The organism is Spirosoma lituiforme (genome assembly GCF_054776635.1).
Window position 1 is genome coordinate 38221 of record NZ_BAAHBO010000011.1, and the last position, 25233, is coordinate 63453.

Genomic DNA, 25233 nt, shown 5'->3' on the forward strand with positions numbered 1-25233 from the left:
TTCAAACCGTTTAGTTTATCTATTTAGCCGTTCCACTTTGCTCTCTGGTTAACTCATCCAACAGGCTGGTTAACCGTTGCATCAAGGGAGCCAACTGTTTGATTATATCGTTGGTCTCCTGCACTTCCTTTTTTAACTCGGCGGCCACAAACAAGCTATTAATTCGTTTGACTACCTGGTTATGCAAGGTGTTTACTGATCGTATGTCCTGCCGTATTTGCGTTAGTTGAATGATGATCGTGTTGATATAGGTAGGGTCTTTACTAGGCGTACTCGGTAGGGTAGCAGAGGTTTCCAAGGCAAAAATTACCTCCTTGGCGAATACACTAAACGACTTTGTTTGACCCGCAGTGTAGATTTTGTGAATCCGGTTTAACCGGATTTGTTCGGCTTCGGTGGTTGCGATGCACTTTATTTTATCAATCTTTTCATCAGCCACCTTGCTGGGTCTACCGCCTTTATTTCGTTTTTTTTGCTGATCAGCGTTTGAAGTTTCTGATTTGGTGACCATATTTTTTCCTGCTTTGTCGCCTTTACCTGCTTTTTCTCGAATGAATTCTTCCTACAGCGATGTGTTAACTCGCTGAATTGACTCGAAAAAGCCCGGATGCGTTAGCGTAGGGCTTTTTTCGCTGGAGACCCCGTAGGGCAAGACCGTTTTCTTAGGAGCAAAACGAAGGCGATAGCCGGAGTTTTGTTAATAAGAAAACATATCTTGCTCTCTTCTCACGAAGAGGATTTCTGGCGAAGATAGGCGACTTTTGAAATAAAATATAGTTTCTCTAAATAAAATATACATTTAGCCTTTTGAGCTTATTTAGTTAACCCGGTTAGTAATAGCTATAAGTACTAGCACCATTATAATTCAGTCTTATCAAGTGGCCGACTGGTGACTGGCAAGTATACATCGAGTATGTAATGTCAACACAAAATACCATATCTTTCATTTCAATAACTCATTAATAAACAGATAGTTATAATAATAATCAATAGTACCTGCGGGATCACGGGTAAACGGGTATACTGGACAACGGTACTTAGGGTTTACAGGACTACGGGTAGACGGGTAAGCGGGTAGACGGGTAAGCAGGTAGACAGATCTTCAGGTTAGAAGTACCGCAGGTTAACGGGTTAGAAGTACCGCAGGTCAACGGGTTAACAGTGCTGCGGGTTAACGGGTTAGAAGTACTGTGGGTAGACGGGTATACGTGTATACAAGACCGCAGGTTAACGGGTTTACAGGACTACGGGTAGACGGGATATAAGGTTAACGGGTGAGCGGGTTATAAGTATGAAAGGTAGACGGGTAAACGGTACTGCGGGTATACAGGACTGCAGTACTGCGGGTAAGCAGGTAGTTAACTGATTGATTATATGACTTTTATGTTATCAGCTAATTTTATAAGAATAAATAGATGAAATTTTATATCAGTTTAATTAGGTTTTGTTTTTCACAATTTCAATATATTTGTCAAATCACTATTTAAATTTCATTTAACTATGGAACAAACAAAAGTAATTGCCTTCTCCTCTCAGAAGGGAGGAGCTGGCAAAACAACCCTAACTCAATTAGTGGCAACCTATCTCTTCTCTCAACAGGTCAAGGTGCTCGTCATTGATGCTGACTTTCCCCAGCACAGTTTTTCCCGAAGTCGGCAACGTGATTTATTGCCCTCAATAACCAGTGCGGATTTACTAGCATCTATGGCCGAACTAGGGATTGTTCCTTATCCAATTGAAATCATGACGATGGATGATTTAATTCGCGTGTTGCCGCATATTAGAACCTCAACTAATCTCGATGTTATTTTTCTGGATTTACCAGGCACGCTCAACGTCGATAATTTTGCGTTACTGGCCAAGCAAATTGATCAGGTTGTTATTCCATTCGAACTGGAGTTTAAATCGTTTGTGGCCGGCATGGATACTATAGATTTTTATCAACTCCATAATTCAGCGATGCCAATTAGTGCTATCTGGACTAAGCTTAAAACGCCCCACAAAATTAAAGTTAAAGAGAAGCTCGAAGCTGCTATAAAGGAAAAAGGGGTATACGTTTTTGAGTCGGTCTTAAGAGAAGCGGGAAGTTCAATTGCCGAGCAAATATCCACCATCTTTCCTCTAAAACACGTTGCTCAACCTATTGTGGATGAACTGATGAATAAAGCCCCTAACCATGCGGTAATTAATTCAATCCATACGGCAACCCAACCCGTTCCCTAAGGCCATTTAATCACAACAACTTATGGCAGGTAATCGAAAAAACGCCTTAGATGACTTGGCTGCAGGATTCATGTCGACTCGCCCGCCGGCTTTTGATAAATTTCTCCAGCAGCCTACTATCACCTTGCCTACTGAGACAATTTCCGATGGCCAGCAACGGGAAAGCAGTATGGATGAAACGCCTGATAGGTTTGAGCAGGTTCAGGAAGAGACTCGAGTTGAATCCGAGAAGCCAGGGAATGATCACTCAATTATTCATCCGGTTCTTGCAAAACCAGTAGAATCGGTCAAATCAATTAGTGGTAAGCAGACGGAAGGGATTGCCATCTCGAAAAAGCCTGCTTCCACAACCGCTAAACCAAAAAAGCTGGCTGGACCTTATGAAGAAGGCTTTTTAGCCAAAACTGATCAGCATCCCTTCAATCCAGGGGATCAACGAATCTATCTTAAAAAAGCGCATGCCAAAATACTGAGTCGATTGGTCCTGTACTGTGAACATACAGATCGTCGGATTAACCTTCAGGCAATAGTCGATAATATTTTGCATCATCATTTTGAGCAGTATGCCTCGGACATCAAGCAAATTGACCAGCAGCTATTGAGCCTGTTAACCCAACAAATCAACGATTAACGCCCTACTGCTATGTTAATAGCCTACCTGTTATTTATAATTGGCGTGATTTGGTTAGCCCAGATTTTGCTAAAAAATCGTCTGGAATTTACTCTGCCTAAAGTACGGTGGCAGTCCGGTCCCACTTCTGGTGATCCGGCTAAAGCAGACCAGCTAATACCTGTCGCCCAGCCAGTCGAGGAAGTATCATTATTGGGTAAGTCAAGAACGGTGTTTGATGTGTCTCAACCTGTCAAAAGTATTGCCCCTCCCCCAGTGGAAAGCCAAGGTATTCAGGAACATGAACTTCTGGAAAATCCCGACGCCTCAACTAAAAACTCTTCGACAACCGAATTCACCCAGTTCGGGGATGAGCCGGGTGAGCGAGCGGGCGATCAGCCAGATTATTCTTTTAATCCTGATGCTACAGAATCGGACCCTGACTCAACCGAACCAGAAGATGGAGACCAGGATGTTGATGATGAATTGATAAACGGGTCAGAAGGAGTCGTACTCAACACGTTTAGTGATCAACTCAATTCGTATCCTGAAGGGGAGTCATTAACGCAACCCAATGAATTTGTGATTCCGCTTGATTTACCGACAGAGGGAGATAACGGAATAGAGCAAGTTTCGCTGGACGAGTTAATAGACGAAGAAACGGCCGCAACCGACGTGCCGCTTGATAAGTACTTTTCTCAGCTCCAAACCGTGGAATCGATACTAGATGATATCCGAAGACAAGTAAGACGAAAACAGTCTAGACAATCAGTTGAAGAATTATGTACTCAATTCACTGCCGTTCTTGGATACTATGGCATGATCAACGATAAAAACGTAGTTACCCGGTTAAACAACGTCCTGAAACCCGAGCAGCCCAGTGATTACGCCCATTTATTCATGCAGGTGCAGCGTGAGAGTATGGGCCTGGAGGAGGAGGAAGATGAAGAAGCCAATGAGGAAGAAGGCGAAGTGACCGATATGGTCGATGAAGCTGCGTACGTTTAGTGTACTAGATTGACCTACTTGTTTTCGAAAGTTTAAAAAAGTTTTTTTGTGTGTTCATTTTAATTTGTAATTTAGTTCGTCAAAATAAATTTTCAACAACAATCAATTTCCATTTTCATGAAAAAATCAGTTTTCTTTAGCAAAAACGGTCGTGTTTTAGCGGCTACTTTGGCACTCGTGTTGGTGACTGTTTTGCAAACGTATGCCTCTGGAACCGTGAGTTCTGCTTTAACTGGAGCGGATACGGAGATCCGGGCCTCTTTTGCTCCTGTTTCCAAGATTATGCTCGCTGTTATGGCTATTGTAGCTGTTGTTGGCGCCATTGCCGTGTACGGTAAATGGTCGAATGGTGATCCAGATACCCGTAAATCTGCGGCTAGCTGGTTTGGCGCGCTCATCTTTGCTGGCCTAGTCCTGTTAGTTATCAAAGCAGTTTTCGGCGTAGCTTAATTTTTTGAGCGGTCGAAATGAATTTTAAATTAATTAATCAAAATTCATTTTCAGCACATGCATACCAACTGGCACCGCTACACTCCGTCGCTTTTGCTACTAGCCTTACTACTGATCATCGCCCTACCCGCTGTGGCGGGTGGGGCTGATGTTTCAAGCGCCACGTTACAAGTTTCGGACGTCTATAAAAAATTCAAGCCTATAGGCATGTGGGTAGCGGGGATTTGTGCCGTCATCGGCGCAACTGAGGTATTCTCGAAGTTCTCGCATGGAGATCATGATGCAAAACGCTCATTGATCATTTGGTCAAGCGCCGTTTTTATTACTGCACTTTTTCCATCGGTACTTGATGTTATTTACCGTCCTCATTCATCGTCTGAACTGGCTTCTGAATTAGGTACTTCGAATACAGCAATCCGAAACGGGTGGTCCCATATGACCAAAATCATGTTTTCCTTTTTTGGCATTTACGCCTGTTTGGGAGCAATCGCCGTCTATTCACGGTGGCAGGCCGGCGATCCTGATACACAACGGTTAGCGCTTTACTGGATTGGTTCTCTGTTTTTTGGGGGCCTTGTTTTAGGAGTTTTAGAATCAGGAATTTTTGGTACCCTCTAAGTAGATCATGTACAAAGTTAACAAGGGCGTTGATCGTCCTCCGGAAGTGATGGGCATCCGGGGTATGCAGTATTTAACAATCCTCGGGGCGGGGGCCGTCATCATGATTATTTTGACGGCCATTATCTGCGGTATTTCGGGCCTTACTCCTATGTACGGTTTTGGTATTTATTTGACCCTGGTCATGGTTTTGTACACGAAACTGGTTGGCTTATCGAAAAAGCACGGTGAACGAGGATACAAAAAAAATCAGGCTCACAAACGGATGCCGACACTAATTACTGCGCGCGATTCGTCGGTTTACAAGGCTTTACGCCAATCGACGAAGAAATAAGGATGTCCTCGGTTTGACATCGCTTCACTGAAATCTCAAATGCAATATGGTGTTTAAAGCAACAGACTTACTAAAAGTCTTTCCAATTAAATCCGTTTACCACGATTGTTTAATATCTGGGTACGGCGATATTACTGTCGTATATAAGGTATCGTTACCGGAAATTTATACGTTGACTGGCAATGTACAAATGCACGGCCGGGACCGGTTGGAAAGCGGGGAGTTTAAGGATCTGATTCAGAGTTGGGAAAAGGCCATTAGCGTCTTACCGGATAATGTGATTATTCACAAACAAGATTGGTATACGGAGGAAAAGTATAAGCCAGATTATTCGGTTGATAATTATCTTGATCAGGCGGGACAGCTACATTTTAACGAGCGCCCTTTTTTGTACCACAATTGCTTCGTCAATATTACCAAAACACATCCAAACCGAAAGGATATCTCCTCCCTCCAGACTACGCTTGCCACGGGAAAGATTCTCCCCAGAACAATTACGGATCGAAAGGTTCTAAACGAGTTTTTTTCTAGTCTGGAGCAGTTTGTTTCCATTTTAGAGTCAACTCGCAAGATCAAGCTAACCCGGCTGCGTGACGACGACCTCTGCGGTGAAACGGGCAAACCCGGATTGCTGGAACGCTACATGGGTTTAGAAATGCGCGATCCGGTTGTTCCTCTCTGCGATCTTATGCGCGATCCGGAATTGTCATTAGGCAATAAGTCTATTCAGTTTTATGGACTAACTGACGTGGATGATATGCCCGAACAAGTGTATACATTCTCTAAAGTTGATGCACTTTCTACCGAAAATTCAGCGGTTTCCGTATGTTTTGCTTATCCGGTAAATCTAATGCTGAAAGTTAATCATGTGTATAATCAGTACATCTTCAAAGAGAACAAGCATGATATACTGCCGAAACTAGAGCAGCGGATGACCCAGATGACGGCATTGTCATCCTTCTCAAAAAACAATGAATCGAATGCTCGTCAGATTACCCAGTATTTGGAATACCAAGCTGATACGGGCTACCCACCCGTTCGAACGCATTTTAATGTAATGGTATGGACCAATGACCGGTCGTCGATGCACGCGATCCGGAATTTAACAACCTCTGCAATCGCTAAAATGGGTATTCGTCCCCGTGAGAGTTCGGCGGTTGAAGGAATGAGTTTATTCTGGGCAGCCATTCCTGGCAATGCTGCGGACCTGCCATCGGAGGAGAAATTTCAAACGTTTATTCCCCAGGCTTGCTGCATGCTGAATCAGGAGTCGTTGAACACTGATTCTCTTTCGGAGAAAGGAATACGCCTATGTGAACGGGTGTATGGCAAACCAATTATTGTAGATCTTTCAGATTTACCAATGGATAAGGGGATCATCACCAACAGGAATAAATTCGTGATTGGCCCTAGTGGCTCCGGCAAATCATTCCTGACAAACCATTTGGTTCGTTCTTATTTAATGATGGACTCCCATGTTGTCATTGTCGACGTAGGAAATAGTTACCTGGGATTATGCCAGATGATGAAGGGGAAGTACTTGACTTACTCACGGGAAAAACCCATTCATTTTAATCCTTTTTACATTGATGGACGACGGTACCCTGAGGAGGAGAAAATTGAAGCCATAAAGGGGCTCATCACTACGCTGTGGAAAAAAGAGAACGACCCCATATCTATGGCGGAACAGACACTAATCGGTGAATGTGTCTTCAGTTATTTCCGACTGCTCGACGCAGATCATAACATAGAGCCTTGTTTCAATACTTTCTTCGAACACATCAATACCGGTTTCAAAAAAATTCTGGATGATAAGAAGGTCAACTTACGAAATTTTGATTTTGACTCTTTTCGGTTATGTCTGGAACCGTATTACATGGGTGGGGAATATGATTATCTGCTCAACTCGAAAACAAATCTTGATCTGACTAACGATCGGTTTGTGGTCTTCGAATTGGATAATATCAAAGATAACAAGGTCCTTATGCCCATAATCACGATTATTATTATGGATACCTACATCACCAAGCTTCGTACACTGGAGGGTATTCGTAAAATAATGCTAATCGAAGAGGCATGGAAAGCGATTATGCGGCCCAACATGGCTGAGTATATTCTGTACCTCTATAAAACGGTACGGAAACATTTTGGCGAAGCCTGGCTCGTGACCCAGGAGGTCGATGATCTAACCTCATCGCCCATCATCAAGGATACCATTATTAATAATGCGCCCACCAAGATACTGATGGACATGCGGGAATATGCCAATAAGTTCGATAAGGTGCAGGAATTTTTATCGCTGACGCCTAAGCAAAAGAACCTGGCACTTTCCATTAATCGGGATAATCGGCCCGGTCCTATATATAAGGAATTTGCGGTTTTTCAGGGTGATCATTGTGCAGTCTATGGACTAGAAGCTTCTGCAGCCGAAAAGTACGCCTTCACCACCGAACAAACGCAAAAAAAGAAAATCACCGATCGCGTGCTTGTTAACGGTGGAGACTGGGATTCAGCTATTCGTCAGCAAGTGGCTATGGACAAAGATTCACTTTAGTAATCTTAATCAGCTTATATCATGAACGTAATTAGTAAACGCTTCTTTTCGCTGGCAGCGGGATTGGCTATTCTTCTGGCTCCCGGAACACTACTGGCCCAATCCTTGCCGAATCAGTTGACCCCAACTGGTGGAGGCTCTTCCCTGCAGTCCGAAATTGAATCCATTTTAGGGGAGTCAGAACAGGATATCATGCAGGGCATTAAAGATGCTATTATCAATATGGCTATCGGTGCAGTGGCCGATGCCTTAGGCGTATCGCCCGTCAAATCAGTAGAAAAGCTGAAGGACATGTTAAAGGATGCTCACTCAAAACTGCAGAAAATAAATTATCAGCAGTACAAGGTTGGTTACGAAGAGAAACGGGCGGCTACTACGCTGTCAAACGGGTTTGTTGATTACTACAATAATTTAAACCTGAAAGGAGATCTCGACAAGCTGGTTAAGGTGAAGCAGGGTGTCAATAAAGTCGTGCAAAGTCGACTCTTTACCGCTAGTGAACAGTCCGTAATGAGTCAAACGCTGAGTGAACTGGCAAAGACGGATGACATCGTTGATGACGTAAAGACAGCCTGTAACTTATCGAATTCGGGGGAAGTGTGGATGTCCGATGCCGAGCGTGCGAATGTGCTCGACGGCGCTAAGGAAGAAATTTCGGACCGCTTAAAAACGCTCATGGCCGTCAGATCTCAGATCGTGAATGCCTATGCCTACCGGGTGCGGCAATTAGCCCATAATACCACCCTGGGCAATCTATACGATAAGAATACAACGCTCAACCGTACGATCGGTATTGCCCCTAAAAGCTATTAATACTACTTCGTCGTAACCTAACATTCGTATGAAAGCGAACATAAAGACAACACTGGTCTGCCTATTGGTAACAGGGTTGAGTGGACCACCCCTCTGCCGGGCGCAAAATACTAACATTCCCGCTCCCAATACACTCTACAATACGTCGACGGGTACAGGCTGGGTCACCCGTGAAATTGACAATCTGTTAAAAGCCGGTCCTGGAGAAATGATGGCTGGCATTAGCGGGTACGATCTAAACGTAGGCGATTTAATCAGCGAATACGTAGAGAAAGAAATCCGTAAAGCCATTGCCGAAGCGGTGGGTGAAGCGCTGGTTTATGCCCCGGTGGGGGTACCGGTGACGATGGAATTGTACGATGCCTTTATCTCCGAGAAAAACAACGAATTGGCGGAAGAGATTGACAAGGTCAAGCGCTTGATGAAGGACGCGATGTCACGTAACATCAAGTCCAAGTATCAGGAGTACGCAGTGCAGTACGAAAAATTCGCTTCCAAAGCTCGTCAGGGTGAGGCCATTAAAAACAGCATTCGAAATGCGGGTCTGAAACAGGATATTACCACCCTGTTCGGCGACTTCGCCAAGGTGACAGGTGTATACTACTACCCTTCCTCGAATCAGAAAATTTTTGAACAGGGTGTCGATCCTTCCCTAACGTTTGCGATGACGGCGGCCGCTATCGACTTGAACAATGGGGATGCGCTGAGGTCAAAACAAGCCTTGTCGTCAGCGGAGTTTGACCCCTCCGACCGGACGTCGACCGAACTGGTAGCGATGACTCCCTACGAACGGATGAAGTTACGTCAACAGGTGTCAAAAGAAGTGATGAAGCGCAAGCGGGCCTTGATGGCCATCGTTGCGAGCTCTAACGCAAACATGAAGTACAAGTTCAGAAAGCTGAATCAGAAAAGCTATTCCCAGCAGATCTCCCTACCCTCCACTAAACTTTAACCAGAGCCTATTACTCGTATGGATTCAATGGAGAAAGCGTTAGCTGCCGTACTCGAATCAATGGCCGATGATTACTCAACGTTTATTGATTTAGGGCAGGCTATTGGCGGTCTTGGATCGCTTTTATACATTTTCTACCGGGTGTGGGCGCATTTGGCCCGGAACGAAAAGGTCGACATATATGGTCTGATGCGGCCATTTGCCATGGGGCTTTGCCTGCTATTCTACGGTAATATTGCCGGCTCCATCGTTACCCTGTCGGGTTACCTTAATGAAGGAACCAAGCCCCTGGTTACCTCCAAGTCTGCCCTAGTCCAACAACTTAACGATCAAAAAGACCAGGCCTTGGAACAAAAGAAAAAGGATATCATCAATGCCAACCCGGATCTGAATGGTGATGGTGAGTTGACTATGTACGAGAAGTTGATGGATTATTTACCGGCGGGTTCGATAAGTGTGTATGCTTCAAATGCAATATCCTATGCTATCCAGAAATACTTTGATGAGTTTCTCTTAACGCTGGGAGAACTGGCTTATAACGTGGCGTCATTAACGATTAAATTTCTGATGACGTTTTTTTTACTGGTTCTCCTCATCATGGGACCTATTACGTTTGGCTTAGCCTGCTTCGAATGGTTTTACGGGGGGCTGGCGGCCTGGATTAGTCGGGTGATCCACTTACTGCTTTGGATACCAATTGTCAACGTACTGGGCGGCATTCTGGAAGAAATTCACATTGTCATGCTTAAAGCGGACATCGTTCAGATTGTCAACACCCCTAAGGATTCATTCTCGTCTTCCGACTTCGGCCTGATCGTTTTCTACATCATCGGTACGGTAGCCTACTTTATGGTACCCAAAGTAGCTTCCTGGGTGATTGAATCGGCGGGGGCTGATTCAGCCGTGAAAAGTCTGGCAGGCGGTGGTCAGGCAATGGGTGCAGGTACTGGCGCCGTAGTTGGCGCGGCCACCGGTGGCGTGTCCGGCGTCGCCAGAGCGGGTTCATCCATACCATCTCCGGTTAGTTCCATTTAACTTTTTTAACGCTTTAATCAATCATTTTCATTATGGAAGCACCAAACTTTAAGTCCCTTAAGGATATAGACACCAGCTTTAGCCTGATGCGTTTATTTATGCTTGTGGTTATTATCGGTTGTCTGGGATTTTCCTCAGCTATCAGTTTCTGGGCGTTTGATGCCGTTGAGAAATCCCGGCAAAAGGTTTACGTGATGGACGGGGGCAAAAGCATTATGCTGGCCATGGCTCAGGAACACAATATGAACCGTCCCGCTGAAGCTCGTGATCACATCCGCGTGTTTATGAAAGCTTTCTTTGAACTGGAGCCCGACGAAAACCAAATCAAAAATAGCATTAAAGAGGCTTCTTACTTGGGGGACGAATCCGTCGGGCGGCTGTATAAAGACTTGTCCGAGAAGGGCTATTACCAAAACCTGATTCAGGGTAATGTGCATCAGAAAGTCGAAATTGACAAGAACAACATTATAGTAGACTTCACGCAGAGCCCATATAAGTTTCGGGCTAAAGGCCGGGAAATTCTAATTCGGGAAACGACAATAACCGTTCGAAATCTGGTCGTTGAAGGCTACCTGATTGATGTTGCGCGGACCGATAACAATCCCCACGGATTTCAGATCGAACGGTTTCTGCCGGTTGATAACACGGACATCGAAACGGTTAACCGAAATAACCAGAGCACTTACTAATGAAATTACACCTGCGCAATCCGGTTCATCAAGTGGCTCTCATTCGGCGCTACAGCCTGATTCAATTCACGCGCTGGATAAGAGTGTGGGAAAAACGACCGCTGACCCAGCGCAAACGAGAGGTCTTGCTGCTCTTTGGCAGTTTGTTTGTGGTCTTGTTGGCGAATTTAAGTCAACAGTTAAAGCCTTCTCCAGCGTCAGCTAAAGAGTACTCCCCAGCCAGGCTAGGGGACTCTACAGCGCACCACCAGCTTTATATGAACGAATTACATACTCACAAATTAACGCCTACCCGTTAAGTCCCTATGGATACGCAAGAAAAAAAATCAATCAAGGATTTGTTCCAGGACAAGAAATTCTTGATGAGCCTTCCGGTGCTTTTGATTGTTACCAGTCTGTTTCTGTGGTACGTACTGAAAGATGATACCTCGTCGGCCGTTACTAACCAGCCCGTTTCAGCTATAAATAGTACCGTTCCTCTGGCTCGAACCGATACCTCCCATGCTAATAATCGGCTGGATCTACAGCAGCAAGCGTTGGACCGCAATCCAAGCTCGGAAACCGCCATTGCTGCTGCGGGTAAGGCCATGAACCCAACCGTACCAGGTGAATTAGATGGGTATATGTATGGGCAGAAATATCGACCTGTTCATGATCCAAAAGCCCTACGGCGTATTGATTCCACGTACAACCCCGCGACTAGTCCCAACGAAGTATCGGCCGGCTATGGTCGGGGGAATCCGTCATTGCCACAGTCACTCCGACCAGGTGGATCTCGGTCGTCTGTTAATAGACCTCCTCTTTCGGAAAAGGATGTGATGCTCGCTGACGAACCATCCGAACGTCGGAGTACGGTGTCAGCTGGTGAGGAGGAGCGTAAAAAGGCGGAATACAAAGAGGCGCTTCGCAAGCAGGAGCGGTTAACGGGCTTACTGGAGCAATACAACCGGGATAAAGCGAATCAAAAAACTGCGGAGGAAGAAAAAAGAACCGTTTACAAAGTTGATCAGTCTGAAGTAATCAGTTCACTGAACGGCCGCTCAGAGGGGGGCAATACCTTTTATGGACTATATTCTGAAGATCAGAAAAAAAACGAACGCCGACTACTGGAAGCTGAAGTCGGCACCATTCGGGCAATGGTGTACGGAAATCAGGATATAATGAGCGGTAGCCGAATCAAATTACGGCTGCTACAGTCCATCAAAGTACGGGGAGTTGTTATTCCCGAAAATACACTTCTGTTTGGAATAGGCAGTTTCTCTACGCAGCGAGTTCAGATAAAAATTACGGATGTGGTTTATGAAGATCATATCTTTCCCGTTAACATGACGGCCCTTGACATCGACGGGATCGCCGGCGTGTATGTACCCGAAATTCAAGGGTTGCCCGAAGCCCGTCAAGCCCTGGGTCAGAGTGTAGGCAACATCAACATGAACACCTATGGCGCAACAACTGGTAATGTAGCGGCAATGGCCGGTGCATCCGCAGCGCAGGCCGGCATTCAGGGCGTTCGAGCCATTGCAACCAAAAAAACAACGCTTCAGCGGGCTCATCTGAAAAACAACCACATTATTTATCTGCGTCAGACGGAAACTCCGACTACTACCAATTCAAATTATCAGCAGGCTCCCCAAAATTATCCGGTGAATCGCCCGCCAAATGGCTATCCAGCGTCTATCAATACGCCCGGCGGTCGGTATGATTATTCATCTAACCAGTAATTTTTTTGATCTACTCAAAATAAAATTTCAATAAAAAAACTAAAATCTATTTCGGACTATGAAGATTTCCATCATTAATGTACTCCTTTTCGCAGGTTTGAACACCGCGCCGGTGTTTGCCCAAACAGTTTTCCATAAAACGGTAGCTGATACGAGCCAATCAGTGCCAGCCAAGGCAGTCGGGGAAATGCCGTCAGTACCCTCCCCTATTTCGACCATCATTACTCCGTCTGCCCCAGCGATACCCATTCAGGAAAATAATGTTGTACGCTCGTATTACGTGGAGCTGCCCTTCAACAAGACGGTATCGGTCATTTTCCCTACCACGATTCGTTCTGTCGATTTAGGCAGTCGGGATATTATCGCTGACAAAGCAAGTGAGGTTGAGAATGTTCTGAAGGTCAAGGCTACCCGCAACGGTTTTAATGAAACCAACTTCTCAGTTATCACGACGGATGGAAAATTCTGGTCATTCGTGGCCAACTACAACGAGCAACCCACGGTGCTGGCGCTAAACCTGGCTGCTAACACGCTGACGGGTGAAACCATCAGTAAATCGGCCAGTAACGTATCGATCAACGGATCGGATCCCAAAGGCGGTATCATTCAATTTTCGGGCGTCAACGCTACGCAGTCTGAGGTGGTCTATAACTGCACGACGATTCTTAAAAAGAGCCGTGACATCCGGCATCTGGGCATGGAGGCCAACCGCATGGAAGCAACCCTGAGGGGTGTGTACGTCAAGGATAATGTCATTTATTATAAAATAAACATTCAAAATAAGTCTAACATCAATTATGACGTAGACTACATCCGATTTTTTGTCGTCGACAAGACGGTTGCTAAACGCTCATCGCTTCAGGAAGTAGAAGTTTTGCCTTTTTATGTCTACAACGACGCAATCAAGACAATTAAGGGGCATATGGCCGTCGAGCGCGTATTTGCTTTTCAAAAATTTACTATTCCCGACGAGAAACGGATTTTGGTCATGGCCGGGGAGATAAACGGGGGACGTACCCTCTCGTTTGTCATCAATAACGAAGACATCATGAACGCTGATAAGCTATAATTATGAACCTGCGACTCATTCTATTCAGTTTCCTGCTGGTGATTTCCTTTCACCAGGCCTTTCCTCAGCGTCATATCAAAGGACAGCTGGCCCTCACGCCTTACGTAGGCATCGTTGATAAATTTCCGGCTAAACCCCTCAACGGCGATGGCCAGGGTTATGCTGGCGGTATGGACCTGGTTCGCTACACCAAAACCGAAACGTACTGGAAGGTTGCCTATCAGTATGACCGGAAATTTTACCAGTTTTTTGATGACCGGCTGATGACAGAGCGGCATCTGCTTTCCTTCGACTGGGCTCCCGTAACGTTTCATGACCTGCGCCGAAACTACTACATCATGCCTTTGATTGGGGCTAATGTAGGCGTTGAAACGGTCAATCGTAATAACCTGGAATTGGCCCAAGGTACAATCCTGAATCGGTCGACGGGCACGATGGGGCTGCAGACGGGTCTGGAGGGAGAACTATACTTTCTGGAACGAACCGCGTTGTTTCTAGCCGTTTCGGAGCGGTGGTTACCTTATTCAGAAGTTGGCAGCTTTCGTACGTATGGTACGATCGGAGTACGATTCAGTTTTTTCAAACATTAAGCCCTTACGCCAATGCGACCACTCTTATTGTCCCTGCTAGTAAGTCTACTCATGCTGAGCTGTAATACGGATTCTCTTACTATTCAGACTCAGTTTCCCTTTACCATCACTAATGAACCGTTGCCGACGGCCGTTAAAGTTGGTGCACCCGCGACGTTTGGCATCACCATTACGCCCGAGCGACTGACGAGCTTAAGCCAGTATTCGCTACGTTGGCGTAATCAAACGGATACGCCCGGTACGCTGTATATTGATTATACCAATGTCGTCGAAAATAAAGCAACCGCGCTAAAAACGCTAACACCCACCTTACGCTTTACCTCGTCGGTGGCCGGCTCCAACAACTTTGAGTTGATCATTACGGATCAGAATAATGTGAGCCAAACGCTCAATTTAACCGTGACGACCAACGCCCAGTAACCATCTGATCGTATAAGTTTGATCTGGTTGATTGTCTTTCTTTTCATATACAACCCATAGCGCCATGCCCGAAAATCGCCTGTATCGATTTGATGAGTTACTGTTTTACGCTTTTGATCTGCAGCGTGATCTCGACCGTTTGAATACGGAAATTGAGCAGTTGTTCCTGAATGACCTATTGATTAAAGCCAGAGGCTTCGGGTATGATGCACAAAGCGTGCAAGACGAAATTGATTTAACAAATCAGGTATTAACTAAAGCCAACAAGCCTCTTTCCCCATGGACATTTTTGTTCAATCCATCGACCTATTATAAAGAGCAAAGTCGCCTTGAAGGGTTAGCTTCTTGCGAAGCACGACTGAGTCAATTGTACGGCCTCCCGATGAAGCACATTAACGAGTCAGGCGAATTTTTAAGTAAATCTTCCCGCATCAAAGTGCTTATTAATGATGAATTGATTCAGCTTAAGTATCAGCGTTTTCAAAGTCTTTATCGTGCCTTAATCAACGATTCACAACCCAACGCGTTGACCTTCGTTTCCCAAGGCGGACTTACATATTATAGTAGGTGTATTCTTACCTGCCCAAAGGCCATCACCTTACAACCAGAGCGATTTGCCTTGTTAGCTGCGCTTCCCCTCACGGCCCTGATTCGGGAAGATAGGCAATTAGATGAAGAATTATGGGAAATCAATCATCAGGTATGAGAAGGAAGTAACGATAAATTTGCGCGAATGACAAACCAGGCTTTACTCCTGTACCAACAATTGTTTACTGCCAGATATGATGCTGAAAACTGGTACACTGGTTTGCTTACAACCACCCATTTTTATACATCGGGTATAGCACAAACCTTTTTAAGGCCAGCGCTCAAGCAGCTGCAGGAAATTTTAGAAATACTGCTCTCGAACTAGGTTGGAAAAACAGTCGCAGAAAACGTACTTATTGAATCTTTTGGTTTTCCAACGGCAGATATTTTACAAATGGAGGTTGACCATTTTTAAACCTGGATCCATTATCTGCGCTTGTAGGTTCGAATCAGCGCGAAATGAATTATAAAGTCAGCGTGCGTCCTTTGACTTTTTTTTGTTTTTTCCCTTTCCATACCGGGCGCGATTACTTTCCTGAACCGAGGGATCAGGTTCAGCAATAAAGTGGTCGGCGGGGTTGGCCAGTCTGATCAGGGCCTGGCCATATTCTTCTAACCGAGTGACAACGGCGCTTATTTCACTGGGAGTCCAAAGGGCATAATCAAGTACCCGGAGAATAAATTGATTATAAGAGATTACGGCGGGACCCTTCCAGGTTGTAACAATTGCTGGCTGTTTGGGAGTTTTATCGAACAGAAGCTTGAGTTGAATTTGAGTTGCCAGTATATCATCGGCTAGCCGGCGCCGAAGTTTATCATAATTAATAACAACTGGTAAGCGATCTTCCAGCGCTGGAGTTGCTTTCACAATGGCAGCTACTTCTTCCATCGTAAACCGTGTATGTCCATTTCGTTTATTCTGGTAAGCGGCCATCGATGCCCATTTGTAGGCTTCAAATTCGTAGTAGGATGAGTTAACCAGCAGCGACCTTAGATCTTCCTCTAGTTGAAGAAATGTCTGAGCAACCTCCAGGTAATAATTCGTAGACAATCGATTCATTGAAACCGTATGGGTAAAACAAATTGACCCGAGCACGAGGGCCTGGGTCAATAAATGGGAATTAGCTGTCAACACCTTCCAGTCACGTTCGTATACACAAATGCCTGAGCAGCGAGCGCCAGCCAAATATAAGGCGTTAACCCTGACTAACGACGCGACTTACGAGGTACATCCGGTTTGATAGCATTTACAACCAAGCTGATAAAGCCTGTTACAGCTAAAAATCCACCGACGGCAAATAATCCAAAGATAAACATAACGGTACGAGATAAAATACTATTGAACTTAATCGAAAGATACACAAGCTTACATCAACTGTCAAGCTTTAACGCTCATGCAACGCATTTAAGCCCTCCATTTGCTTCCCCTCACTCCTACTCCTTTTTTTGAATTCCTTCCCCCTGAGGCGCTAATAGAGCTTCAGAAAAGGGCATAAAAAAACCAGCCGGTTGGGGCTGGGTGAGTTCGTTATTTCTATTAAAGCTATTTGTCTTAATTAGGACATCCAGTAGGATTCCTGCCTACAGTAGCTTGAGAACCGAACGAATAGTCACCCAACTGGGCGTTTACGGGAAAAACAAAATCGTTGCAGCTCACCTTAGCCGCTTGCGATACAGAGCGATCGGTTAACATATTAAAAGGGTCTTACTTGCTTATTCAATGAACACAAGCGAATCTGCATTGGTTTCGCAAACTTAAAATAATATTCAAATATAGGAAAATAGATCATTCTTTCTCAAACGAAAAAGCTCCTTTCGTGGTCATTCTCCAACGAAGTTAGTTTCGGAAAGCGATTAACCCAATTTGCTGTGACAATTAAGCATTTAACGCTTTAACCGTAAACAGGTCTGATTAAGTATAATGTAAACCAATTAAGACAAGCGTTAATTCTGGGTGATTCGCTCAAAAAACACGGGTGCATACTGACGCACCAGATGGGAAAAACATTGTTTGGTTTTGTGACCTTTAGTAACGGTTACGTACATGAGGTCTTTTTCAACAGTCCCTCCATCATTGGCAAAACCAACCAGGCTGGCTACCAGCTGTGCATTGGCAATATCATCTTGGCTTTGCAGGTAGTCGCTCTTATCCAGTACACCTGCCTGGGCCAGCGTCTTTAAACAATCCAGACCAATCACATACTGATCTCCCGTAGTAGTCTGAACTGTCGCTTTGTTGGCTATCTGTCGATTACAGTTATCGCAGCAGTACCAGTTCAAATTAATACCTGTAATAGAAATTGACGTGACTGCGTACCGGTTACTGAATTTCAGATTACGTTCGATGAGCCTTTTCATGCGTATGGATTGATTACGTATTGTACTGGTAAAACTCCAGGTTTAGTCAGGATAAGCCGTTGGGTTCATCCCGACCAGTCTCCAACAACTACACTTCCTGAAGCTCCGGCTTCTTGTCGAGATACGTAACCGCTGCGCTTTTAACAATGAGTTTTGCCGTTGCTTTCCCTTCACCATCCAGGTAAGCATCAGCCACTGGTCGGCCCTCGACAAGTACATGGCGGCCTTTGGTTAGATATGGTAGTTGTTCCGTGCCCTTTAGCTGCACCTCTACCCACTTGACACGCTCTACCTTTTCCTGATTTGTAGGATTGGTATACGACTCATCTACTGCCACTGAAACAGACGTGAATGGATTTTCGGACTCTACGGATTTAGCATTACCGATGTAGTCTGTAAATGAATAGCGATTTAAATTATAAATAATCCTAGCTATTTAATGATTAATAATTACTCCTTTACTAGATTAAAGATACAGGTTATTTTACTGATGAACAAAGGCTTAACCGAATAACACATACGTTATATTGGCTCTCTTCCCCCTTAATCCCAACGAATGAAAAGAGATGCTTTAACTATTTTTTAAATTTCGAAATAAAATAGTGTAGTAAAAAAGCACAGGTTATACTTAGTACACGTCAAAAAAAACCACCCTGCTTTTAATCAAGGCGGCTTATTATTAACCTGTACAAAATATGGCAGACTTTAAGCCTTGTTTAGGCCCCTTAGGTTCCTATGGGTCTGCACATCAAACAAACTCATCTGCCTTGTATCAACGTATCTGGCAACAGGGGTTACTGGCGGCAATGGAGCCCCAAACCGTTGTCGTAATCCTTCCTGAATATGTGGCCAACTGGCTGGCCAAAGGGTGAGGGTTGCCAAACCACCGTACTGTACCGTTTCATTCCACATCGAATAGCGTACGTACCATAACTTCTCATTTTGCGGTTCCTGAATCACTTGATTCTGTCGCTGAATATATTCCAGAAACCATTCAGCCGTTTGTTGGCAGGCCATTAAATGAGTCTTTAATTTTGCTCTATCGGGAATCTGATAGGACTGGGTAAACAGGTACTGATAATAATACCATACTTCATTCCATCGTAGCTGAAGGATGCGTTTTTGTTCGTACTCCTCTTTAGAATCACCACTATGCGGATTAACCCATTCGTGCCACCGGGATCGCCAGTAAACCTCATCTGTTGATGGTAAAACAACTGCCTGTAACTTAAATAAGGTGGGCAGAAAAGCGCATAACGCTTCGGTTGCTTGGTCAAAAACTGTCATGACCGCTGATTGATTGGGGAAAGTAGCTATGAGCTAATTCTCGGGTAAGTACGGGTGGTGTCAAAAATTTTTGACACGTGCACACTAGTTAGGCTGCCTGGAATTCAACCAGGCACTCCTCAAGTGGCTCAGATGTAGTGGCAATCCAACCTTGACGACCCTGGTACTGCGTGGGATATATTTGCACAATAATCAGATTCTCCACCGTCGCCGGCGTAAAGACAAGCACAAACCCCCGGTTGTCGTCAAAAGGATCCATGAACCTAAACTCACCGGATAATTCCTTGGCCCGAATCGTTATTTCCTTATAAATATGACTATAACAAACTACTAGACGGCAGTGCTTGCGGTCATACGTAATCAGGGGAAAGTACGGTTTTTTAGGGAAGGTATCGTTTGACTGGGGCTGCCACAACCGTCCATTGTAAGAGATGTGGGCAACAGGTCGTCCCAGCGCGTTCGTTACCTGGCCTCCGCACCAGTGGCCACCTCCTAATTGATGCTTACTGATATATTCCAGACAGACCCGGCGGGCCTCCAGTACGGAACGACAAGCTTTTTTGTAACACCGGCTCGACGGCAGCGGTTTAGTCGGTGACTGGCCCAGATCCGGATTACCCCGATTACTTAGAGACACGATAAATTTTGGTTTGGCCGTTACGGGTTTTAGTTGATCTGACCTACTCGTTTTTTGTTGAGTAACCGGGCTAATTGAATGAGGTTGAAGATTCATAAATTTTGGTCGATTTGGGTGAAAATTAAATGAGCTTAGGGTTCACAATGAATACATGGGGAGCGCTCCGGCTATCCAGCTTCCATTCATAGCGGGCTGAAGCTTTACATTGATTCACATTCACTACTAAGCGGGTAAGGCACATGCGGAACGGCAGTTTTCTCGTGTTCAACTAGAGTAAAACCGTACAGACGTTTCAACGAAGATTTTGATTAACTCGCCAAGATCATCACGAACTTCTTCTGGCACCGGTGAAAGAACGATGTGTAGATACCGCTGAAGGGCTTTTTCGGCTAGCACCTGCTGGTTGGTAGTGTTCAGCAGTTGACTTGAGGACTCCTTTGTCCGGCCGTCCTTTAGACTATGCACGTTAACGGCCGCCGCCTGGGCCCAAGCTACTTCCATCTTTTCCTGAAATGTCCGCAACTCCTCCCGAAACGGGGCAAATTTTTGCCCTACTTCCTGGCTGGAGAGCTCACTCAAGTCAAACGTCGGATGAGTAAGCCATTTTTGTTTTAAGATTTCTACCTCCTGTAGCGTAGCGACGGGGTTTGTTTCCATGGAAATATGAATTAAAGTTAGTTTTATATTTTCAAATACAACTATTTAAATTTTAATATTTGAAAATATAAAACTATAGTTATCCAGGACTTGGCTAAAGTTATTAGCCAGTAATCTGATGACATATCCTTACATCAATGTTTCTTTTACTCAGATTCAACGCCTGTAGTACAGGCGTTGAATACTACCCATACAAACAAAAATTTCTTCTTACAGACGTAGATAAAACCCGGTCTGGCGTGACCCGGTCTGTTTTTCAATCAGCGGGATAACCATGTCATCGTAGATACCAAGAAATTCGGTTTCTTTCTCGAAAATAATTGACTGTCCCATAACGTACCGTCTGAACCGCAGATTAAATAAGTCCTTGCCTGGATCATAGCTGAACTCAACGGTATACATTAAAGCACCCGATCCCATTTCCCAGGTGAGGTTGAACTGGTCATTATCAAACTGAACATGATGGGCACCCATCATGCTAAACCCTATATTGCCAATTAGGTCATACATAAACCAGACTTCCGAACACATATCGGTTAAGGGCTGTGTTTGACTGGCCTCCCTAGCAGCTACCAGTGTTTCAGCCAGGCGCTGAATTATAGTTTCCGTGAAAGGATCGAGCGCATCCATCGTCATAGAATTTTGAGGTTGGTAAGAACGAGGTTTAAACAACCGGCTTTATGAATTCAGGGTAGTCTTTACCAACCGAGCGCCAGGGTGTGCAGCAAAGTACCTGCTTTCCCTTCCGCGCGACCCAGTGCCAGCGCGTGGCGCATCAGGACACCAGAGGATCATCGAAAGGTCCAGATTCGATCAGTCTCCGGTAGGCATCAGCGGGTTTCATGGGGAAATATTCTGGGGTTGTCACTCAGCCTTTTGGCCTTCCTTTACTAACTTAAAGATCGGCATTCTGAAACCAGAAAACAAGGCAACCCGCTAATTTACAAGGAATTACAAAAGAATCTTTCCCCTTATTCCCAGGTAGAATTAGTGTAGTCCAGTTCAGTGTTGTGAGGTAGTTAGCGACTGGCTAAACAGCCAGTCCAAAAGCTCGTTAAACGTTAGTTCAGTTTTAGCGGCTGGGTGCGAAACTCGTGCAGGTTCAGAAACACCCCCCTGTGTTCAGTCATGCCATTTCGTAACAGCGACCACAGCAGGGAACTACCAATATTGGCTAATGTCGGATTAATGAATAACTCCTGTTTGGATAAGGCTTGCGCCAGCGAACAGGATGGCGTATCATCCGAGGTATCTGCCTGTTCCAGCAAGGTTTTAAACTCATCCGTTACAAAGGGTAGCTGTTCAACGGTACGATACTTTTTTGAGGTAGGTTGTGGCAATTTACCCACTGTTGAGAGAATTACCTGTCCGGTATGTCTGCCGTTGCCAAAATCCATCCAGTAGTAGGGTCTATCCTGATGGTGTTCCCGTTTTTCAATAATTTGACGTAAAATATTGGCTAACTCCATTCTCGATGATACCGTGTCTACGCAACTGATAAATACGTTAGCTGATGCCAGTGCATTATATTCTTTTCGCAGACTGTTGATGCAGTAGGGTTCCGGTACGGCTTTCCAGTTCGTTCCGAAAAATCGGTTAGTACGATTTACTAAGGCTACCGCTTTGTTAAAACCTAGTTCTACCTCCGCAAATAGCTGACGACCTAAATTTGCTTTACTCACCGTATCACCGTCCCAAAGATTTACCTGAAAACCGGGATGCTCTAACTGCTTGAGGGCATAATTCATCTTAGCGAGTGCCATCAGCATTTGGGAACCTGTCCCGCCCGCGCCCAGCAGATTTACGGTTACCGGATTGGTCGGATTAATTAAATATCCGGCGGTAAAATGCATTAGTGGTTTTTCAGTTTCCATACTACAATAGCTGCTGGACGGTTAATGAACTTGTGATCAACAACCCTATTGGAAACGGTTTTCCTGAATCCATCAGTGACTGCCAAAGCTGGATAATATTGCCTTTTACGGGTTGATGCTGGTCATTCAAGTAAGAAAAATAACTGTTAAAAAAAGCCGTTTCCCAAGCCCCTATAAATTCCTCCAACGAACTTGATTCGGTTATTCCTACCTGTACAGTACCCATACATACATTTCCTGATTTAGCGGTATTAAAAAAAGGAGCGTAATAAAGCGGGGTTTTTATGTCAGGTTTTCGGTCGTCTGATAAGGCAAAAAGCTGTAGTCCGCACTTTGAGGCTTTCCAGACCAGGGCCGGTACCTGGGCTTTGCCGCATGGAATGGTCAGGGAGTCTTTAAAAAACAAAGATTGCTCCTGCGCGGGTGTGTACCATAATACAACACCGGACTGCGTATTCAAGCTAAGTACATTGGCCGGTAATAATCCTTTGGGCATCAGATAAGCCTGTTGCTTTTTCTCTTTAGTGAGTAGTGCTTTCGACAACATAGTAAGCTCGTTCTCGGCCAACGGATGGGCATTTATGGGCTTTCCCGTTTTCTTCTCGATGTCGAAAGCTTCCAAATAAAACGAACGTGTTTCCAACTCCGAGCGGTACAGCAATAAGGCTTTAACGGGATAATAGCCCTGTTCAAACTGTTCAGTTATATTTTGCATCCGAGATTAGTTTATGTTGAACTGAAATCAAATTACCCACTGTCGTAAAGAAGGTTTCTTCGAATTCCAGATTTAGCGTCTGAACGCGTTGTGGCTGGTCGAACATCTGTACTGTTTGGGGTAATTCAACATAGCCCCCCCCATTAAAATCAGCATCTAGCGACTGCACAAGATCATCGTAAATCCCATCGTCAAAATCCCAGATGAACGAAATAAACTGATCGGGATGAATCCGGTATTCCTCGTCAGGAGTCATCAGACCAATGTGGTAACTATCCCAGATGGAACGGTTTGGAAACCGGGTGTACAAATTGAGAAATGTACTGGCAACGGCTTTTAATTCAGCTTCGGCTTCTGACTCAGGCTGGAACCCAGAAAAACGCCTGTGGAAGTTTTTCAAGTGGGTAGTCTGGTTAATTCGGTTGCGAATTATCCGGCTCCCCCGACGAGACTGCTTCACTATCTTTTTAAAGGCAGTGTATTCTTTACGCTCCTCCCGGCCAGTCCACTCAGCACGACTTTCCAGCATCATGTCGCATTGATAAAACACATAAGAACTCTGGTCCGATAGAAATGGCAATCCGCTAATGTGCATCAGGTACGCGTAAATAGATTCAAGCAGGTGCGTCAATGGTTTATTATTACCCGATTTTTGAAGCTGCCAAAGGGGTTTAACCGGAACGAAATACGAATAGTAATCGGTATCGTACTGCTGGACGGTCGCTAAAGTCCCTTTGGTTGTCTCGTTGGATAGTATCAACACGTCTACGTCCTCCCGAATGGCTTTCAGCTTCTCGACTACGAGTTGATAACTGTGCTGAATATTAAATGGGTAATCATGCCCCCATTCCAACTGATGCACGTCAAGGCCCAGATTGTAGAGGTCAGACAGGTGAGAAACCGATTTAAAAAAATCGGTTTCTATTCCCTGCTGGTCGAAAAGCTCTTCGGTTAGAGGACAAACGGGGGCAAAGCAATGATTTAAAAAACCATCGGCAGTAGGCTGAGGGGTGCACACCGTTGTTGCCCCGTTATGGCCTGTCTTGCGTCGGGCATCTGATCGAGCGTGTTCATGTAGTCGATTAGATTTCGGGCGAGCAACCATTTTGGTTCATTGAGTTTAATGGACGGTATCTTTCGAGCGGATTTACCCATCATTTTTCTAACCTTTAGTTCCCATGACTGATTCAAATCTGTACTGAACCGTATCATCCCTGATGTCAGCGGGACTGATTTTAGCGGTTGTCAGAATTGCGTATAGGTTGGAATAATGGTTTAAAACTGCCTGTGGACTAAGCGTGGGGTCGGGGTCAGATAATTCAACGGTCTGCCCTTTTTCTTCCATCAGAAAGACACGTTTGAGTTGGGTTGCAAGTAACATAAGCAAATAATTTAAGCGGTCACAGATTCATTTGTTGCGTTTGTTGACGTTTCTACGCCTGACGTATTCTCCTCAGTAGAGGGCTGACTGGCTGACTGGACAGGTATTACATCGAACAATCCTGGCTGTGAGAAATTTGCCAGTAATTCGGCACGTTTTTTACGAATGGATTCGGCCTGATCGGGGTGCTGTTCAGGGTCAGGCGTTTTGGCGTAGGCTTCCCGGTATCTTTTTTCTTTTTCCAGTTCCTCTACTTTCTTCATGGCCGCGTCGTAGGCTTTTTTCAACTCCTCTTTTGCTTTTTTCTTAGTTGATTCTTCGAGCTTTTCCTTTGCCGATTGCTGTTGCGTTTTTTCCAGACTCTTTTGAAAGGCTTCCAGATTGACTATTAATCCCGATGCCTGTTGCATCGGCTTTTCAATAATGTTGAAGAATCCAGCATCCAGTTCAGTAGGGGTGCCTGTTATATTAAGTGGAGCAATCTGTTTACGGGCTTTATCCCCGCATAGGTCATTGACTAAAAGTAAGGTTACGCGCTGTCCGTTTGGCGTATTGGTGATAACTAGCTTTAAATCACCTGTAAGATTCAGAGCCGCAAGGCGTTGAAAGAAATCCATAAGATTACCAATTGAAAGTAAAAGACGATGGCT

The 25233-nt window shown here is 44.9% G+C and carries 30 protein-coding genes; 17 read left to right on the forward strand and 13 right to left on the reverse strand.

All coding sequences use genetic code 11. The features are described 5' to 3' along the window. Positions 1–19: 19 nt before the first annotated feature. Entirely contained in the window at positions 20–511 is a 492-nt protein-coding gene (locus ACYU87_RS25405; RefSeq protein WP_100992998.1) for a plasmid mobilization protein, read from the reverse strand. 989 nt (positions 512–1500) lie between these two features. Here ACYU87_RS25405 and ACYU87_RS25410 point away from each other — a divergent pair. The 17 genes from ACYU87_RS25410 (at position 1501) to ACYU87_RS25490 (ending at position 15792) form a co-directional block, all read left to right on the forward strand. Beyond that, complete coding sequence (locus ACYU87_RS25410) at positions 1501–2223, forward strand: ParA family protein (protein ID WP_461136817.1); 723 nt, start codon at positions 1501–1503, stop codon at positions 2221–2223. A gap of 22 nt (positions 2224–2245) precedes the next feature. Next, positions 2246–2854, forward strand: a complete 609-nt coding sequence (locus tag ACYU87_RS25415) for a DUF3408 domain-containing protein (protein ID WP_100993000.1) — start codon at positions 2246–2248, stop codon at positions 2852–2854. Between the two features lie 12 nt (positions 2855–2866). Beyond that, the gene (locus tag ACYU87_RS25420) at positions 2867–3841 is read left to right on the forward strand and encodes a hypothetical protein (protein WP_461136818.1); all 975 of its coding nucleotides are present in this window, start codon (positions 2867–2869) and stop codon (positions 3839–3841) included. 117 nt (positions 3842–3958) lie between these two features. Further along, on the forward strand, positions 3959–4291 hold the full coding sequence (locus ACYU87_RS25425) for a DUF4134 family protein (protein WP_018622904.1): 333 nt from the start codon (positions 3959–3961) through the stop codon (positions 4289–4291). Positions 4292–4348: 57 nt separating this feature from the next. Next, the gene (locus ACYU87_RS25430; RefSeq protein ID WP_461136819.1) at positions 4349–4909 is read left to right on the forward strand and encodes a DUF4134 family protein; all 561 of its coding nucleotides are present in this window, start codon (positions 4349–4351) and stop codon (positions 4907–4909) included. A 7-nt stretch (positions 4910–4916) separates the two neighbouring features. Continuing rightward, entirely contained in the window at positions 4917–5243 is a 327-nt protein-coding gene (locus tag ACYU87_RS25435) for a DUF4133 domain-containing protein (protein ID WP_018622902.1), read from the forward strand. Between the two features lie 46 nt (positions 5244–5289). After that, positions 5290–7797, forward strand: coding sequence for a TraG family conjugative transposon ATPase (locus tag ACYU87_RS25440; RefSeq protein WP_461136820.1), 2508 nt, complete (start codon positions 5290–5292; stop codon positions 7795–7797). A 21-nt stretch (positions 7798–7818) separates the two neighbouring features. Beyond that, the gene (locus ACYU87_RS25445) at positions 7819–8610 is read left to right on the forward strand and encodes a hypothetical protein (protein WP_461136821.1); all 792 of its coding nucleotides are present in this window, start codon (positions 7819–7821) and stop codon (positions 8608–8610) included. 28 nt (positions 8611–8638) lie between these two features. Continuing rightward, positions 8639–9562 (forward strand): hypothetical protein, encoded by a 924-nt coding sequence (locus tag ACYU87_RS25450; RefSeq protein ID WP_100993005.1) that lies wholly within the window; start codon positions 8639–8641, stop codon positions 9560–9562. A gap of 18 nt (positions 9563–9580) precedes the next feature. Then, complete coding sequence (locus tag ACYU87_RS25455) at positions 9581–10597, forward strand: hypothetical protein (RefSeq protein ID WP_461136822.1); 1017 nt, start codon at positions 9581–9583, stop codon at positions 10595–10597. A gap of 32 nt (positions 10598–10629) precedes the next feature. Then, complete coding sequence (traK, locus tag ACYU87_RS25460; RefSeq protein WP_093831988.1) at positions 10630–11286, forward strand: conjugative transposon protein TraK; 657 nt, start codon at positions 10630–10632, stop codon at positions 11284–11286. Continuing rightward, positions 11286–11585, forward strand: coding sequence for a hypothetical protein (locus tag ACYU87_RS25465; protein ID WP_461136823.1), 300 nt, complete (start codon positions 11286–11288; stop codon positions 11583–11585). Before traK ends, ACYU87_RS25465 begins: the two co-directional genes overlap by 1 nt. A gap of 6 nt (positions 11586–11591) precedes the next feature. Further along, the gene (traM, locus tag ACYU87_RS25470) at positions 11592–13007 is read left to right on the forward strand and encodes a conjugative transposon protein TraM (RefSeq protein ID WP_461136824.1); all 1416 of its coding nucleotides are present in this window, start codon (positions 11592–11594) and stop codon (positions 13005–13007) included. Positions 13008–13065: 58 nt separating this feature from the next. Next, on the forward strand, positions 13066–14076 hold the full coding sequence (traN, locus tag ACYU87_RS25475; protein WP_461136825.1) for a conjugative transposon protein TraN: 1011 nt from the start codon (positions 13066–13068) through the stop codon (positions 14074–14076). Between the two features lie 2 nt (positions 14077–14078). Further along, complete coding sequence (locus ACYU87_RS25480; protein ID WP_461136826.1) at positions 14079–14666, forward strand: conjugal transfer protein TraO; 588 nt, start codon at positions 14079–14081, stop codon at positions 14664–14666. Between the two features lie 12 nt (positions 14667–14678). Next, positions 14679–15086, forward strand: a complete 408-nt coding sequence (locus ACYU87_RS25485; RefSeq protein WP_461136827.1) for a TraQ conjugal transfer family protein — start codon at positions 14679–14681, stop codon at positions 15084–15086. Positions 15087–15150: 64 nt separating this feature from the next. Then, positions 15151–15792: a hypothetical protein gene (locus ACYU87_RS25490; RefSeq protein WP_461136828.1), complete on the forward strand. Its 642-nt coding sequence runs from the start codon at positions 15151–15153 to the stop codon at positions 15790–15792. A 354-nt stretch (positions 15793–16146) separates the two neighbouring features. Here the strand turns inward: ACYU87_RS25490 and ACYU87_RS25495 are convergent, their stop codons facing one another. From ACYU87_RS25495 to ACYU87_RS25550, 12 genes are all read right to left on the reverse strand, one after another. Beyond that, a complete protein-coding gene (locus tag ACYU87_RS25495; RefSeq protein WP_461136829.1) occupies positions 16147–16734 on the reverse strand; it encodes a hypothetical protein in 588 nt (195 codons plus the stop codon). 884 nt (positions 16735–17618) lie between these two features. After that, on the reverse strand, positions 17619–18032 hold the full coding sequence (locus tag ACYU87_RS25500) for a hypothetical protein (RefSeq protein WP_461136830.1): 414 nt from the start codon (positions 18030–18032) through the stop codon (positions 17619–17621). Between the two features lie 88 nt (positions 18033–18120). Beyond that, entirely contained in the window at positions 18121–18468 is a 348-nt protein-coding gene (locus ACYU87_RS25505; RefSeq protein WP_461136881.1) for a single-stranded DNA-binding protein, read from the reverse strand. Between the two features lie 269 nt (positions 18469–18737). After that, positions 18738–19319, reverse strand: coding sequence for a hypothetical protein (locus tag ACYU87_RS25510; RefSeq protein ID WP_461136831.1), 582 nt, complete (start codon positions 19317–19319; stop codon positions 18738–18740). Between the two features lie 88 nt (positions 19320–19407). Continuing rightward, positions 19408–19956: a hypothetical protein gene (locus tag ACYU87_RS25515; protein WP_461136832.1), complete on the reverse strand. Its 549-nt coding sequence runs from the start codon at positions 19954–19956 to the stop codon at positions 19408–19410. 264 nt (positions 19957–20220) lie between these two features. After that, positions 20221–20613 (reverse strand): hypothetical protein, encoded by a 393-nt coding sequence (locus ACYU87_RS25520; RefSeq protein ID WP_461136833.1) that lies wholly within the window; start codon positions 20611–20613, stop codon positions 20221–20223. A 210-nt stretch (positions 20614–20823) separates the two neighbouring features. Further along, positions 20824–21249 carry a hypothetical protein gene (locus ACYU87_RS25525; RefSeq protein WP_461136834.1) on the reverse strand — a complete coding sequence of 142 codons (426 nt, stop codon included), beginning with the start codon at positions 21247–21249 and terminating at the stop codon, positions 20824–20826. A gap of 425 nt (positions 21250–21674) precedes the next feature. Further along, positions 21675–22487, reverse strand: coding sequence for a PRTRC system ThiF family protein (locus ACYU87_RS25530; RefSeq protein ID WP_461136835.1), 813 nt, complete (start codon positions 22485–22487; stop codon positions 21675–21677). A 1-nt stretch (position 22488) separates the two neighbouring features. Continuing rightward, on the reverse strand, positions 22489–23202 hold the full coding sequence (locus tag ACYU87_RS25535; RefSeq protein WP_461136836.1) for a PRTRC system protein B: 714 nt from the start codon (positions 23200–23202) through the stop codon (positions 22489–22491). After that, entirely contained in the window at positions 23186–24220 is a 1035-nt protein-coding gene (locus ACYU87_RS25540; RefSeq protein WP_461136837.1) for a hypothetical protein, read from the reverse strand. Before ACYU87_RS25540 ends, ACYU87_RS25535 begins: the two co-directional genes overlap by 17 nt. 144 nt (positions 24221–24364) lie before the next feature. After that, positions 24365–24583 carry a PRTRC system protein C gene (locus ACYU87_RS25545; RefSeq protein ID WP_461136838.1) on the reverse strand — a complete coding sequence of 73 codons (219 nt, stop codon included), beginning with the start codon at positions 24581–24583 and terminating at the stop codon, positions 24365–24367. 11 nt (positions 24584–24594) lie between these two features. After that, positions 24595–25200: a PRTRC system protein E gene (locus ACYU87_RS25550; RefSeq protein WP_461136839.1), complete on the reverse strand. Its 606-nt coding sequence runs from the start codon at positions 25198–25200 to the stop codon at positions 24595–24597. Positions 25201–25233: the final 33 nt, after the last annotated feature.

Bases quoted from the DNA above. Each gene is read 5' to 3' on its own strand.
- ACYU87_RS25435 (WP_018622902.1), top strand. From the start codon at position 4,917: ATGTACAAAGTTAACAAGGGCGTTGATCGTCCTCCGGAAGTGATGGGC.
- ACYU87_RS25430 (WP_461136819.1), top strand. From the start codon at position 4,349: ATGCATACCAACTGGCACCGCTACACTCCGTCGCTTTTGCTACTAGCC.
- ACYU87_RS25480 (WP_461136826.1), top strand. From the start codon at position 14,079: ATGAACCTGCGACTCATTCTATTCAGTTTCCTGCTGGTGATTTCCTTT.
- ACYU87_RS25545 (WP_461136838.1), bottom strand. From the start codon at position 24,583: ATGTTACTTGCAACCCAACTCAAACGTGTCTTTCTGATGGAAGAAAAA.
- ACYU87_RS25450 (WP_100993005.1), top strand. From the start codon at position 8,639: ATGAAAGCGAACATAAAGACAACACTGGTCTGCCTATTGGTAACAGGG.
- ACYU87_RS25485 (WP_461136827.1), top strand. From the start codon at position 14,679: ATGCGACCACTCTTATTGTCCCTGCTAGTAAGTCTACTCATGCTGAGC.
- ACYU87_RS25410 (WP_461136817.1), top strand. From the start codon at position 1,501: ATGGAACAAACAAAAGTAATTGCCTTCTCCTCTCAGAAGGGAGGAGCT.
- ACYU87_RS25490 (WP_461136828.1), top strand. From the start codon at position 15,151: ATGCCCGAAAATCGCCTGTATCGATTTGATGAGTTACTGTTTTACGCT.
- ACYU87_RS25455 (WP_461136822.1), top strand. From the start codon at position 9,581: ATGGATTCAATGGAGAAAGCGTTAGCTGCCGTACTCGAATCAATGGCC.
- ACYU87_RS25425 (WP_018622904.1), top strand. From the start codon at position 3,959: ATGAAAAAATCAGTTTTCTTTAGCAAAAACGGTCGTGTTTTAGCGGCT.
- traM (WP_461136824.1), top strand. From the start codon at position 11,592: ATGGATACGCAAGAAAAAAAATCAATCAAGGATTTGTTCCAGGACAAG.
- ACYU87_RS25530 (WP_461136835.1), bottom strand. From the start codon at position 22,487: ATGGAAACTGAAAAACCACTAATGCATTTTACCGCCGGATATTTAATT.
- ACYU87_RS25440 (WP_461136820.1), top strand. From the start codon at position 5,290: ATGGTGTTTAAAGCAACAGACTTACTAAAAGTCTTTCCAATTAAATCC.
- ACYU87_RS25500 (WP_461136830.1), bottom strand. From the start codon at position 18,032: ATGAAAAGGCTCATCGAACGTAATCTGAAATTCAGTAACCGGTACGCA.
- ACYU87_RS25495 (WP_461136829.1), bottom strand. From the start codon at position 16,734: ATGAATCGATTGTCTACGAATTATTACCTGGAGGTTGCTCAGACATTT.
- ACYU87_RS25535 (WP_461136836.1), bottom strand. From the start codon at position 23,202: ATGCAAAATATAACTGAACAGTTTGAACAGGGCTATTATCCCGTTAAA.
- traK (WP_093831988.1), top strand. From the start codon at position 10,630: ATGGAAGCACCAAACTTTAAGTCCCTTAAGGATATAGACACCAGCTTT.
- ACYU87_RS25420 (WP_461136818.1), top strand. From the start codon at position 2,867: ATGTTAATAGCCTACCTGTTATTTATAATTGGCGTGATTTGGTTAGCC.
- traN (WP_461136825.1), top strand. From the start codon at position 13,066: ATGAAGATTTCCATCATTAATGTACTCCTTTTCGCAGGTTTGAACACC.
- ACYU87_RS25550 (WP_461136839.1), bottom strand. From the start codon at position 25,200: ATGGATTTCTTTCAACGCCTTGCGGCTCTGAATCTTACAGGTGATTTA.
- ACYU87_RS25445 (WP_461136821.1), top strand. From the start codon at position 7,819: ATGAACGTAATTAGTAAACGCTTCTTTTCGCTGGCAGCGGGATTGGCT.
- ACYU87_RS25510 (WP_461136831.1), bottom strand. From the start codon at position 19,319: ATGACAGTTTTTGACCAAGCAACCGAAGCGTTATGCGCTTTTCTGCCC.
- ACYU87_RS25525 (WP_461136834.1), bottom strand. From the start codon at position 21,249: ATGACGATGGATGCGCTCGATCCTTTCACGGAAACTATAATTCAGCGC.
- ACYU87_RS25415 (WP_100993000.1), top strand. From the start codon at position 2,246: ATGGCAGGTAATCGAAAAAACGCCTTAGATGACTTGGCTGCAGGATTC.
- ACYU87_RS25465 (WP_461136823.1), top strand. From the start codon at position 11,286: ATGAAATTACACCTGCGCAATCCGGTTCATCAAGTGGCTCTCATTCGG.
- ACYU87_RS25405 (WP_100992998.1), bottom strand. From the start codon at position 511: ATGGTCACCAAATCAGAAACTTCAAACGCTGATCAGCAAAAAAAACGA.
- ACYU87_RS25520 (WP_461136833.1), bottom strand. From the start codon at position 20,613: ATGGAAACAAACCCCGTCGCTACGCTACAGGAGGTAGAAATCTTAAAA.